At 25.8% G+C, this 12,842-nt stretch carries 12 protein-coding genes and 1 tRNA gene; 7 read left to right on the forward strand and 6 right to left on the reverse strand.

Features of this window, described 5'->3' with window-relative positions:
• Positions 1–16 precede the first annotated feature (16 nt).
• Together BLBBGE_RS02665 and BLBBGE_RS02670 are read right to left on the reverse strand one after the other, a co-directional pair.
• The gene (locus tag BLBBGE_RS02665) at positions 17–1,549 is read right to left on the reverse strand and encodes an Rne/Rng family ribonuclease (RefSeq protein ID WP_012841058.1); all 1,533 of its coding nucleotides are present in this window, start codon (positions 1,547–1,549) and stop codon (positions 17–19) included.
• Between the two features lie 206 nt (positions 1,550–1,755).
• Complete coding sequence (locus tag BLBBGE_RS02670) at positions 1,756–2,040, reverse strand: HU family DNA-binding protein (RefSeq protein ID WP_012841059.1); 285 nt, start codon at positions 2,038–2,040, stop codon at positions 1,756–1,758.
• 82 nt (positions 2,041–2,122) lie between these two features.
• Between BLBBGE_RS02670 and mutY the strand changes: the two genes are divergently transcribed.
• The 6 genes from mutY to BLBBGE_RS02700 all read left to right on the forward strand — a co-directional run bounded on the left by mutY (position 2,123) and on the right by BLBBGE_RS02700 (position 8,113).
• Positions 2,123–3,160 carry an A/G-specific adenine glycosylase gene (gene mutY / locus BLBBGE_RS02675; protein ID WP_012841060.1) on the forward strand — a complete coding sequence of 346 codons (1,038 nt, stop codon included), beginning with the start codon at positions 2,123–2,125 and terminating at the stop codon, positions 3,158–3,160.
• 77 nt (positions 3,161–3,237) lie between these two features.
• Positions 3,238–4,554, forward strand: a complete 1,317-nt coding sequence (gene gldE / locus BLBBGE_RS02680) for a gliding motility-associated protein GldE (RefSeq protein ID WP_012841061.1) — start codon at positions 3,238–3,240, stop codon at positions 4,552–4,554.
• A 25-nt stretch (positions 4,555–4,579) separates the two neighbouring features.
• Positions 4,580–5,167, forward strand: a complete 588-nt coding sequence (locus BLBBGE_RS02685; protein ID WP_012841062.1) for a hypothetical protein — start codon at positions 4,580–4,582, stop codon at positions 5,165–5,167.
• A 50-nt stretch (positions 5,168–5,217) separates the two neighbouring features.
• Positions 5,218–5,700: a 6,7-dimethyl-8-ribityllumazine synthase gene (gene ribH / locus BLBBGE_RS02690; RefSeq protein ID WP_012841063.1), complete on the forward strand. Its 483-nt coding sequence runs from the start codon at positions 5,218–5,220 to the stop codon at positions 5,698–5,700.
• Complete coding sequence (mutL, locus tag BLBBGE_RS02695; RefSeq protein ID WP_012841064.1) at positions 5,697–7,424, forward strand: DNA mismatch repair endonuclease MutL; 1,728 nt, start codon at positions 5,697–5,699, stop codon at positions 7,422–7,424. Before ribH ends, mutL begins: the two co-directional genes overlap by 4 nt.
• The gene (locus BLBBGE_RS02700) at positions 7,421–8,113 is read left to right on the forward strand and encodes a rhomboid family intramembrane serine protease (RefSeq protein WP_012841065.1); all 693 of its coding nucleotides are present in this window, start codon (positions 7,421–7,423) and stop codon (positions 8,111–8,113) included. The genes mutL and BLBBGE_RS02700 overlap by 4 nt, the downstream gene beginning before the upstream one ends.
• A gap of 5 nt (positions 8,114–8,118) precedes the next feature.
• Here BLBBGE_RS02700 and lepB read toward each other — a convergent pair whose 3' ends face one another.
• A complete protein-coding gene (gene lepB / locus BLBBGE_RS02705) occupies positions 8,119–9,507 on the reverse strand; it encodes a signal peptidase I (RefSeq protein ID WP_012841066.1) in 1,389 nt (462 codons plus the stop codon).
• A gap of 9 nt (positions 9,508–9,516) precedes the next feature.
• Entirely contained in the window at positions 9,517–10,233 is a 717-nt protein-coding gene (gene dapB / locus BLBBGE_RS02710) for a 4-hydroxy-tetrahydrodipicolinate reductase (protein ID WP_012841067.1), read from the reverse strand.
• A 132-nt stretch (positions 10,234–10,365) separates the two neighbouring features.
• Between dapB and BLBBGE_RS02715 the strand changes: the two genes are divergently transcribed.
• Positions 10,366–10,450 (forward strand) — tRNA-Leu (locus BLBBGE_RS02715).
• Positions 10,451–10,458: 8 nt separating this feature from the next.
• On the opposite strand, the gene ilvA is transcribed toward BLBBGE_RS02715, so the two are convergent.
• Positions 10,459–11,724, reverse strand: coding sequence for a threonine ammonia-lyase (gene ilvA, locus BLBBGE_RS02720; RefSeq protein ID WP_012841068.1), 1,266 nt, complete (start codon positions 11,722–11,724; stop codon positions 10,459–10,461).
• A 55-nt stretch (positions 11,725–11,779) separates the two neighbouring features.
• On the reverse strand, positions 11,780–12,832 hold the full coding sequence (ilvC, locus tag BLBBGE_RS02725; protein ID WP_012841069.1) for a ketol-acid reductoisomerase: 1,053 nt from the start codon (positions 12,830–12,832) through the stop codon (positions 11,780–11,782).
• Between the last annotated feature and the right edge of the window lie 10 nt (positions 12,833–12,842).

Below are 12,842 nucleotides of genomic sequence, written 5' to 3' on the forward strand. Positions count from 1 at the left end.
TAATTTTATTGTAAAATTAATGAAAAGAAGAAGATATAATTTCATGATTTTCATTGAAAATTTTATATTCCGTATATCCAAATGAATCTCTTGGAATTATTTGAATCCATTTTTTATATTTTAACAACCATTTTTGTTGAATAGAAGGAAATCCTTTTTTTAAATAAGCTGAAACAAAAGAATGTATGTGCAATTGTATTTTCTGATGATTTTTATTTTTTATAATAGATTCTAGAACAAATTCTAAACGATGAATATAATGTATAGGGGAATCTTTAGATTTTTCATTATTGATATTAACTTTTAATTCAGGTCTCACTCTATGACGAGTAAATTGAACTAACCCAAATTTGTTTGGTGGTAAAATTTTGTGTTTAGCTCTATCATTTTTCATTTTTTCCTTTAAATGTTCATATAACTGTTTTCTCTGAATAGGTTCAGACATGTCTATAAAATCCACTACAATTATACCTCCCATGTCTCTTAATCTCAGTTGTCTTGCTATTTCTGTAGCTGCTAATAGATTAATTTTTAATATATTATCAATTCTTTCTGATTCTGTACAATTTTTTTTCATATGATTGTTCATTCCGCTATTAACATCTATAACATGCAAAGCTTCAGTGTGTTCTATTATAAGATAAGCCCCATTTTCAAGAGGAACATTTCTACCCAAAAAAATTTGTATTTGTTTTTCGATTCCATATTTTTCAAATATGGGAATATTTCCTTTATAATATTTAATAATGTTGATTTTTTCCGGAGCTATTAAAGATAAATAGGAATGAATTTCTTGACAAAGAAAATTATTGTTACAGTAAATAGATTTAAAATCATCATTGAATGTATCTCTTAATAAACAAGAAGTTTTGCTGATTTCACTCAACACCCTAACTGGAGGTGGAGGCAATTTAATCAGATTTTTTAATGTTTTTTTCCATTTTTTGATTAAAAAAATCAGTTCTTCATTCAAAACTTCTTCTCTTTTATTATGAGAAGCTGTACGAATGATAATACCAAATTCATGAGGTTTTATCTTTCTTATGTAAGAAAGCAATCGACTTTCTTCTTTTGCATTTTTTATTTTTTTAGAAATAGAAATTTTTTCTGAAAAAGGAATAAGTATCAAATACCTTCCTGGTATACAAATTTTAGAAGTTAATTTTGGCCCTTTATTAGAAATAGGTTCTTTCGAAATTTGAACCAAAATTCTTTGTCCAGGATGCAATATCTTATCTATAGAATTTCTGTTTTCTTTTTTTTCAAAATTGTTAGAGAAAAATTTTCTATTCATAGAAATCAACTCTAATATTTTATTTATTTGAAATCCAAGATCGTTGTAATGTAAAAAAGCCCCTTTTGAATGTCCTATATCGATAATAGCAGCATTTAATCCATACAAAATTTTTTTTACTATTCCTAAATAGATATCTCCTACAGAGAATTTTTTATTGAAAACATCTCTATGAAGCTCTAATAATTGTCCTTCTTCTAAAAGAGCTATTTCTACTTCTTGTTCTTCTGCATTTATAATTAACTCTTTATTCATACACAAAAACAAGGAAAAAAGTTTTAGAAATTAGATTAGAAATTACAATAGATTAATTAAGTTTTATTTTTTTTATGCCTATTTTTTCTATTTCTTTTTTTCTTTTATGGGTAGCTATCTTACGTCTTTTTCTTTTTTTCCGTTTGGCATAATTTTCAATCGTTATTGATTCATCTTCTTTTTTTCTTTTCTTTGTAATTATTTTTTTATAGGAACATTTTTTTTACTAATTCGGTAAAAGATTTTGCCGGTTTAAATGCTGGAATGTTATGCGCAGGAATTACAATAGACTCATCCTTGGATATATGACGTCCCAGTTTTTTAGCTCTATATTTAATGATAAATGATCCAAACCCTCTTAAATAAACATTTTCTCCCGAAGTTAGGCTTTGTTTTATTTTTTTCATAAATGTTTCTATCACCTTTTGCGTATCAATTCTCTCAGATCCAGTTTCTGATATGATTTCTGTTATTATATCTGCTTTTGTCATGTTAAATCATTATATCGAATAACAAAATTCGGTTTCCTAAATATACCAATTTTTTATAAAATTGCTCTAAAATTAAACATATATGGATTTTTCTAAAAAAATAATAAATTGGTACAAAAAAAATCATAGAAAACTTCCTTGGAGAGAAACTCAAAATCCATATTATATATTAGTTTCAGAATTTATATTGCAACAAACAAGAATTTCAAAAACTACTATAAAATATTATTCAAACTTTATTAAAAAATTTCCAGATTTAGAAAAATTAGCTCAAGCAGAGGAAAAAAACGTGTTAAAAGAATGGGAAGGATTGGGTTATTATTCCAGAGCAAGAAACTTGCATTCTTTTGCTAAAGAATTAAAAAAAAATAATATCTTTCCAAAAAAATATAAAGAACTAATCAAGTATAAAGGAATAGGTCCATATACAGGAGCCGCTATTGCATCTATATGTTTTAATGAGGTTATTCCTGCTGTTGATGGAAATGCTTATAGAGTATTTTCTAGATATTTGGGAATTTACGATGATATAACATCTACTGCAACAAAAAATATGTTTAGAATTCTCATTTTAAAAATGATGGATTATAAATATCCAGGAATTTTTAATCAAGCAATTATGGATATCGGGTCTGTTTTATGCACTCCAAAAAATGCAAAGTGTTTTTTATGTCCAGTTAAAGATTCTTGTTTTTCCATTAAAAATGATACTGTCTATAAATTCCCTGTAAAAAGAATAAAAAAATCTATTCTGAAACAGAGATTTTTTTATTATATTTTCATGTATGATCATGATAGAAATATTTGTATCAATAAAAGATCTTCCCAAGATATATGGAAAGGACTTTATGATTTTCCTTTAATAGAATCAGAAAAAAATCTTTCTGTTGATGAAATTCATGATAAAATTTGGAAAAAATTTCGGATAATTTATTCGAATACCATTTATAAAATCAAACATAAAATCACTCATCAAATTTTATATATTCAATTTTTGAATTGTGAAATTTTACGAAATTTTCATTTCCAAAAATTTTTTTTTGTACCACATTATGAAATAGGAAAGTATCCTTTTCCTAGTCCTATTGTCTTATTTTTAAAACATGAGAAAATGATTTAGTGATGAACTCTAATCTTATAGATAATGGATTGTTTTGCCATTTTATTTTCTAAAAATTATCATCAAAATTTAATCTATTGGAAAAAGAATTTTCGACGAATGTTTTTTTAGAAAGTACTTTATATTTTGCATTAATAATAATACTACTATTATTTTCTGCACTAATATCTGGATCAGAAACCGCTTTTTTTTGTCTTGAAAAAAAAACTATTGACAGAGAGAGAAAAAAAAATTCTCATAAAGGAAATCTTGTATTAAAAATTCTTAGAGATAGAAAAAAACTATTGGCAACAATATTAATATCCAACAATTTTTCGAATATTGGAATCGTGATATTAAGTTCCTATTTGATAACAGAATTTTTAGAAAATGAATGTTTGATTATTTCTAATCAGTTTCATATCCCTATTAATTTTATTTTAGAAGTAGTGCTTCTCACTTTTATTTTACTTTTATTCGGAGAGATCATTCCTAAAATATATGCTAGTAAAAATAATTTTCGTTTTGCTATTTTTATGTCAAAACCATTAATATTTCTTAGTAAAATATTAAATCCTATTAGCAGAATAATAATTTTTATTTCAAAGTTTATAGAAAAGAAAGTGATTAAAAAAAAGAATCTTATTTCTGTAGATCAACTTTCAAAAGCATTGAAAATCACATCTTCAAATGAAAAAAATGTTAAAGAATGTCAATTCTTACAAAGAATTGTTGATTTTGGAAATACAGAAACACATCAGATTATGACTCCAAGAATAGATATGTTTGCTTTAAATAGTAACACTATTTTCTCTGATGTTTTAGAATTAGTTCGTAATCAGGGATATTCTCGTATACCTATTTATAAAGATAGTATTGATGATATAGAAGGAGTTCTTTTCGCTAAAGATCTTCTTCCATTTATTTATGATAAAAATTTTAAATGGACTCAATTAATTCATCCTCCTTTTTTTGTTCCAGAAAAAAAAAAGATAGATGATCTTTTAAGTGATTTTAAAAAAAGAAAGATACATTTAGCTATTGTAGTAGATGAATATGGAGGGACTTGTGGATTAGTTACTCTTGAAGATGTAATTGAAGAGATAGTAGGAGACATTATCGATGAATTTGATGAAGAAGATATGTCTTATTCCAAGCTAAATCAAAATAATTATTTATTTGATGGAAAAACTTCTTTAATTAATTTCTATCGTATTATGGAAATTAAAGAAGAAGTTTTTTTTGAGAAAAAAAAAGGTGATGCAGATACTTTAGGTGGTTTCATTCTAGAAATAAATAAAGAATTTCCAAAAAAAAAACAGAAGATTAATTTTTTAAATTATTCCTTTATTATAAGAACTATCGAGAATAAAAGAATAAAAACGATAGAAGTAATAAGAAAAAAAAATAATTAGAATTAATTAAATTTATAAATCTATTATGAATGAAATCAATAAAAATTTAACAAAAAAGAATACGATTTTTTTTTCTATTATATTTCTATTAATAATAATAGTAATTGGTATATGTTTTTTTTTCAAAAATTCTTCAGAAGAAAAAGCTATGAAAGAATTGAATTATGCTCAACAATATTTTTATCAAGGATCTATAGAGAAAGCTTTAAATAGAAAAAAAAATCAAATAAATTATTTAGGTTTTTTAGGAATTGCTTCTAAATATCCTTTTACAAAAGCAGGAAATATTTCTAAATTTTATGCAGGAATTTGCTATTATAAATTAGGGGATTACAAAGAATCCATTAAAGTAATGAAAAATTTTTCTGCAAAAGATGAAATTTTACCTGCTGTAAAATATGGGATTATAGGTGATGCATTTACACAAATGAAAAATAAAAAAGAAGCCTTAAAAAATTATGTAATCGCAGCAAATATCAGAGAAAATGAAATAACAACTCCTCTTTATTATTACAAAGCTGCATTATTAAGTTTTTCTATGAAAAAATACAAAAATTCTAAATATTTTTTTCAAAAAATAGAAACCAAATATCCTTTTTTTTGTATAGAATAAACGTAGAAAAATATCTCATGTTTATTGAAAATAAATTATAAATTATATTTATGAAAGCATGTTCTGTTTATTCATTAGATAAAAAAAAAATAAAAGATGCAAATTTAAAATTTGCGATTATTGTTTCTCTATGGAATCAAGAAATTACTAATAGATTATATAAAGGAGCTTATGAAACTTTAATTCAATCAGGAATTTTGAAAGAAAAGATCCAAACTTGGAAAGTTCCTGGAAGTTATGAATTAATTTATTCTGCTAAGAAAATAGCACATTGTTATAATTTTGATTCAATTATTACAATTGGATCTCTGATACAAGGAGAAACTTATCATTTCGAATATTTATGTCAAGCTATTTCGCAAGGAATCAAAGATATTAATATAAAATATGATGTTCCTGTTATATTTTGTGTTCTGACTGATAAAAATCAACAACAATCTTTTGATCGATCAGGTGGTAAAAATGGAAATAAGGGAATAGAATGTGCCAAAACAGCTATATATATGTCTTTATTTAGAAAATCTATAAAATGAAAGATCTTATTCAATTTTTGCCTATTAATGTGATTAGTCAAATAGCTGCAGGAGAAGTAATACTACGTCCTTCTTCTGTTCTGAGAGAGCTTTTAGAAAATGCAATAGATGCAAACGCAAAAATGATCGATATTTTTATAAAAAATTCAGGAAAAACGTTAATTCAGTTAATAGATGATGGAGATGGAATGAGTGTAAATGATGCAAAAATGAGTATTCAAAGATATGCTACTTCAAAAATCAAACAAGCTGATGACATTTTTAAAATGAGAACCAAAGGATTTAGAGGAGAAGCTTTAGCTTCCATTGCTCTGATTTCTCAACTAGAAATACAAACTAAAAATCAAGAAAATGTATTAGGAATTCATCTTTTTGTAGAAGAAGGAAAGATCAAAGAAGAAATTCCTATAAACATGCTTAAAGGAACAAGAATTTCGGTCAAAAACATTTTTTATAAACTTCCTGCTAGAAGGCAATTTTTAAAATCTTCACAAATAGAATTTCAACATATTGTTCATGAATTTTATAAAATAGTTCTAGCACATAGAAATATTCTATATCGTTTTTATCATAATGACAAAATTGTTTTTTACTTTCAAGAAGCTTCTTTAAGAGAAAGAATCAAAGAAATTTTTAAAAACGAAAATAAAATATTAACACCTATTTTCATTAAGAAAAACAGAATTCTTGTAAAAGGATTTGTAAGTGTTCCAGATTCTTCTATAAAAAAAGGAAATCAGTTGATATTGGTTAATCAACGTTGTGTGACACATTTATTTTTGCATAAAAAAATTATTCATGCTTATGATGGTTTTTTGAAAGACTTGAAAACAGTTTCTTATTTTATTTTTATTCATATAGATCCCAATTTTGTGAATTGGAATATTCATCCTTCAAAAAAAGAAGTCCAATTAGAAGAAGAAGATATTATTGGTTGTATGATTCAACAGGAAATCAAAAACATTTTGTTTGATCAATATGAAGTGAAAAACAAAGAATTGAAAAAATATGATGTTCTGTTATCCTGTGATTCTAAAAATTCTTTTTTGAATGATTTTTCTTTTGAAGAACTTTCTTATAAAAAAAAAGTGATTCAATTAGAAAATTTATTTCGATTGAATGATTCTTCTTTTTTCAACAAAAATGTTGATTTAACAAATCAATTATCCCGTTATATTGCTAATAAAAAAAGAATAATAACTCTTCAAATTAATAGAAAATATATAATTTTTACATTGAATAATGAATATATCATATTCGTAGATCAACATAGAGCACATAGAAACATATTATTTGAATTTTTTTTAAGAGAAAAAAACTTAATAAGTCAACAATTTCTTTTTCCTATAGAAGTAAGACTTTTGAAAAAAGAATTCATTTCTTTAAAAAATATAAAAGATGATTTGATCAATTTTGGATTTCATTTATATTTTTGTAATGAATCAGCTTATTTATATTCTGTTCCTGAAAATATACATCAAAATATATTAGTTGAAGTTTTTCAAAATATTTTAAAATATAATTTCATTAAAGGAAAAAAAAAGAACAAAAAAATACTTATTCAATCAATATCTAAATCTGCATCTATAAAATATGGAACGGAATTATATCCTGATAAAATGGAATGTTTAATTAGAGATTTATTTTCTTGTCATAATCCTAATTATACGGATTCAGGAGATCCTATATTTTTTGTTTTAAGAAAAAATTTTTTTAAAAAGTGAATTTTTATACAAATCTCAACTCAGATGCTGTAAAACATTTAATCAGTATTAATATACTTGTCTATACAGCTACTTTTGTTTTTTCACAATATAAAATAGAAAGTATACTTTCTTTATATCATCCTCTAGATGAACGATTTGAATTATATCAGATTTTAACTCATATGTTTGTACATTCCAAACGTCTTTTTTTGCATATAATTTTCAATATGTTAGCTTTATTCATGTTTGGAGGACAAATAGAAACTTTATTGGGAATCAAAAAATTTCTAATAATATATTTTTTATCGGGAATTTTTGCTGCATTTTTTCAAATAATTTTTAATACGAGTGTCATGTATCATTTTGTTCAGACTTTGGATTTTTCACAAGCTAAAAAAACATTGGATTATCTAAATGAAGAACAAAAAATGAATGTTTATAGTTCCATGTATTCTCCTATGATGGGAGCCTCTGGGGCCGTAAGTGGAATAGTGGGAGCTTTTGCTAAATTTTTTCCAGAACATAAAATTTTTATTCTTCCTTTTCCTTTTCCAATTGCTGTTAGAAAAGCTCTTATAATTTTTATTTTCGGAAGTTTGATTTCAGCTATTTTTAACTTAGCACCTGGAGTGGCTCATTTTGCTCATATCGGAGGAATTTTATCTGGTTATTTTATAGGAAGTTTTTTTTTTAGAAATGAAGATTAGCAAATTTATTCTATTCTTGTTATAATCCGATTCCAACGGAATTTCCAACTGAATAAATTAAAAGGATTTTTTCGATCCCAATCGATACTCATCCATATCAATATGGGTTTTCCTACTATATGATCTTCTGGAACAAAACCCCAATAACGAGAATCATATGAATTGTGTCTATTGTCTCCCATCATAAAATAGTAATTATTTTTGATTTTGTAATCCTTTCCTGAAGGAAACTTAATTTTTTTTCCTGTTTCATAACTAATAATTTCATTATAAATATGAATATTTCTTAAATTCAATTTAATTAATTCTCCTTTTTTAGGAATATATAATGGACCAAAAAAATCTCTGTTCCAACCAGAAGGAAATATACAATCTTCTTGAAAATGAATTGGAAAAATATTTTTTTTCATAAAAACTATGTTGTAGAACAAATTTTTTATTTGAATTGCTTTTTTTTTGGTTAACATAATTTGATAAAAATATTCATCGTTTTTTTCTTCAATCAACTCAATATCTTCAATATCCATTTTGTTTTTAAGATATTCTATGTTTAAAGGAATGTTTTCTGTTTTAATTAAATAAGCTTGTTGCCTTTCTGAAAAAAATTTTTCTTTTTTGTGATTAACAAATAAAACACCTTTTTTAATAGAAATTAAATCTCCTGGTAATCCTATACAACGTTTAATATAATGATCTTTTCTATCTATAACTTTATGATTAGAATCTTTAGGAAAATTAAAAACAACTATATCATTTCTTCGTATAGATTGTATGGGATAAAAACGAAAATAGGGCCATTGTAAAATAGATATGTAAGATTTTATATTTCCAATAATGTTATTATGCGTAAAAGGAATAGAAATAGGAGACATAGGCATTCGCAGCCCATAATGAATTTTACTGACTAGTATAAAATCTCCTACCAATAAGGTTCCTTCCATAGAAGAAGTAGGGATTACAAAGGGTTGAACTATGTAAGTTTGTGTGATAAAAGAAAAAATAATAGCCAATAATATTCCTGTATTATCTTCTTTTTTTTTTATTTTTTCAATTTTTAATAATTGAATCTTTTCAAAAAAATTGATGTAGTAAACATATAGACCTGCAGAAAAAAAGAGAATAATAATATCTTTTTTTGTTTTTTTTCCAAAAGAACGAATTAAATCCATCCACAAAATAAAAAGCAAAACAATACTTGTTAATGGATTTAATAAGAAAAACATATAGCATATAGATCTATTATAAGTTTTTAAAAAAATGAAAATATTATATATAGGAATAAAAATTTTCCAGGAATTGATTCCGCATTTTTGATAAAGCCTCCATGTTCCTAAAATATGAATAATATATTCAAAAAATAAAAAAAGACCACTAGAAACGAAGTATTGGTGCATAAAATACTTTTATATTTCTAACACTTCCTTCATAGAAAAAATACCTTTTTTATTTTTAATCCATTCTGCAGCAATTACAGCCCCCATAGCAAATCCTTCTCTATTATGAGCTTTATGTTGGATTTCTATATTTTCTATTTGAGATTCATATTTAACGGTATGTGTTCCTGCTATGTTCTCTAATCTTTTTGAAAGAATTAAAATCTGATCTTTTGTTTCTTTTGCATCTAATTTTGCATCTAAAATCCATGTTTTTTTCATTTTGTTATTAATAATATCCTTCGCCAAAGAAATAGCTGTTCCACTAGGTTTATCTATTTTTTCTTTGTGATGAGTTTCTTCTATTTTTACCTCATAATTTTCAGAATATGGAAACAACAATTTTGATAATTTTTTATTAATTTCAAAAAAAATATTCATTCCAATGCTAAAATTGGAAGAATATAAGAAAGAGCCATTTTTTTCTATACATATTTTTTGAATAAGTTCAAATTTTTCTAACCAACCTGTAGTTCCACATACAGTAGGAATATTATTTTCTATGCAAATTTTTACATTATTGAAAGCAGAATCAGGTTGACTGAACTCTATTGCCACATCTGAATTTTTCAATAAAAACGGAGAAGGAGTTTCATCATAACACAATGATATTTTGTGATTTCTAATTTTTGCTATTTTTTCTATGGATTTTCCCATTTTTCCATACCCTATTATTGCTATATTCATAAATTTTTTTTTAAAACTTATTCAAAGATAGATCATCTTTTTTTTTGAAAAAATTCCAATAATTTCTTATATTATCGTTCCTGCATGGAATCTTCATTGTAAAATGTAAAAACTATGCTTTTTTCACTTTCAGCCCACGTGGTGAAAATGGTAGACACGCCACTTTGAGGGGGTGGTATCCGATTAGGATGTGCTGGTTCAAATCCAGTCGTGGGTACAATGTCATCAAATTAGAACACGAAATAAGTCTGGATTCTGATTTAAATATTGAAAATGAACTTTATATTTTTTCATTCTTCCTAATAATGCAGAAAATTCATTTTTATCTGCCAATTCTATTCCTATTACAGCAGGGCCTTCCTCTTTGGAAGTTTTTTTAGAATATTCAAAATAGGCAATATCATCTTTGGGTCCTAAAATATTATTAACAAATTCTTTCAAGGCTCCAGCTCTTTGTGGAAATTTAACAATAAAATAATGCTTTTTTTCTTCATACAAAAGAGATCTTTCTCGTATTTCTTCAGTTCTAGTAATATCATTATTTCCCCCACTTAAAATACAAACAATAGTTTTTCCTTTTATTTTTTCAGAATAAAAATCTAAAGCTGCTATTGAAAGAGCTCCAGCTGGCTCCGCAACAATAGCTTCTAAATTATATAAATCTAAAATAGTTGTACAAACTTTTCCTTCCGGAACTGTTTTGATATCATATAATATTTGATTGCATATATTAAAATTCAATTCTCCTACCTTTTTCACTGAAGCTCCATCAATAAATCTATCGATTGTTTCTAACTCTACAACTTTTCCTTTTTTTAAAGAAAAACTCATAGATGGAGCTCCTTGAGGTTCCACTCCTATAATTTTAGTTTTGGGACTAAATTCTTTAAAATGACTTCCTACACCAGAAACTAAACCACCTCCTCCAATAGGAATAAAAACATAATCGATATTTGAAATGGATTGTTCTAAAATTTCTAAACCAACAGTAGCTTGGCCTTCAATAATTTTAATATCATCAAAAGGATGAATAAAAATTTTTGCATTTTTTCTACAATCTTTCATCGCCTCATAACTAACCGCGTCAAAAGTATCTCCAATCAAAATGATTTCAACATATTCTTTTCCAAACATTTTTACTCTTTCCACTTTTTGTTTGGGAGTAGTACTCGGCATATAAATTTTTCCTGGAATTTTGAGTATATGACAAGAATAGGCCACCCCTTGGGCATGATTTCCTGCGCTGGCACACACAATTCCTTTTTTTAATTCTGTTTGAGATAGACTTTTTATTTTATTATAGGCTCCTCTAATTTTATATGAACGTATAATTTGTAAATCTTCTCTTTTCAAAAAAACATTAGCTTTATATTTTTCTGACAACAGAGTATTTCTCTGTAACGGAGTTTCATAAATGATATCTTTTAATACATTTTTAGCTCTGATTACCTCTTTATAAGAAGGAAAGTAACCTTTTAATTTCTTTTTCAATCTTTTACTTTAATAAATTAGTGTCATTGTTAATTAGTCAGTCTAAAAAAACCAACTATTTATTTGTGTTTTTTTCCGGTCTAAGACTACGAATAACGGATCCAACTTCCCATAATTCACTTTTTCTAAGATCTCGCAATTCATTTTTCAACTTTACTCTGTAATCTATATTACTGTTAGATTTAATAATTCTTTCAGCTTCATTTCCAGAATGAACTTCATGATATAATTCTTTAAATATTGGCAACGTCGCATCTCTAAATTTTTTCCACCAATCTAAAGCTCCTCTTTGTGCTGTAGTAGAACAATTATCATACATCCAATCCATTCCTTTTTCCGATACTAATGGCATTAAACTTTGAGTAAGTTCTTCTACGGTTTCATTGAAAGATTCTGAAGGAGAATGACCTTTTTCTCTTAATATTTGATATTGTGCGGCAAAAATTCCTTGTATTGCCCCCATTAAAGTTCCTCTTTCTCCTACCAAATCTGAGTAGACTTCATTTTTAAAATTTGTTTCAAATAAATATCCAGATCCTATTCCTATCCCAATAGATAGAGTTTTTTCTAAACTTTTTCCACTATAATCTTGATAAATAGCATAACTGGAATTAACTCCTTTTCCTTGTAAAAATAGTCTCCTTAAACTGGTTCCTGATCCTTTAGGAGCAACTAAGAAAATATCTATATCTTTAGAAGGATATATTTTTGTTTTATCACAAAAAGTTAATCCAAACCCATGCGAGAAATACAAAGACTTTCCTTTAGTGAGATACCTAGAAAGAGTTGGCCAAAAAGAAATTTGACCTGCATCTGATAAAAGATACATGAGTAGAGTCCCTCTTTCAGAGGCTTCTTCTAAAGAAAAAAGATTTTTTCCTTCTATCCATCCATCTTTGAGTGCTTTTTCCCAAGAAATAGAATTTTTTCTTTGTCCTACAATAATTTGAAATCCATTATCTCTTAAGTTTAGAGATTGACCAGGTCCTTGAACTCCATATCCTAAAACAGAAATAGTTTCTTTTTTTAATATTTCTCTAGCTTTTGATAATGGAAATTCTTCTCTGGTTACAATAGTTTCTTCTACAGATCCAAATTTAATTTTCATGATTTTTATT

The organism is Blattabacterium sp. (Blattella germanica) str. Bge, from assembly GCF_000022605.2.
Classification (GTDB): Bacteria; Bacteroidota; Bacteroidia; order Flavobacteriales; family Blattabacteriaceae; genus Blattabacterium.

Bases quoted from the DNA above. Each gene is read 5' to 3' on its own strand.
- BLBBGE_RS02670 (WP_012841059.1), bottom strand. From the start codon at position 2,040: ATGACAAAAGCAGATATAATAACAGAAATCATATCAGAAACTGGATCT.
- dapB (WP_012841067.1), bottom strand. From the start codon at position 10,233: ATGAATATAGCAATAATAGGGTATGGAAAAATGGGAAAATCCATAGAA.
- BLBBGE_RS02685 (WP_012841062.1), top strand. From the start codon at position 4,580: ATGAATGAAATCAATAAAAATTTAACAAAAAAGAATACGATTTTTTTT.
- lepB (WP_012841066.1), bottom strand. From the start codon at position 9,507: ATGCACCAATACTTCGTTTCTAGTGGTCTTTTTTTATTTTTTGAATAT.
- ilvC (WP_012841069.1), bottom strand. From the start codon at position 12,832: ATGAAAATTAAATTTGGATCTGTAGAAGAAACTATTGTAACCAGAGAA.
- ribH (WP_012841063.1), top strand. From the start codon at position 5,218: ATGAAAGCATGTTCTGTTTATTCATTAGATAAAAAAAAAATAAAAGAT.
- mutY (WP_012841060.1), top strand. From the start codon at position 2,123: ATGGATTTTTCTAAAAAAATAATAAATTGGTACAAAAAAAATCATAGA.
- BLBBGE_RS02665 (WP_012841058.1), bottom strand. From the start codon at position 1,549: ATGAATAAAGAGTTAATTATAAATGCAGAAGAACAAGAAGTAGAAATA.
- mutL (WP_012841064.1), top strand. From the start codon at position 5,697: ATGAAAGATCTTATTCAATTTTTGCCTATTAATGTGATTAGTCAAATA.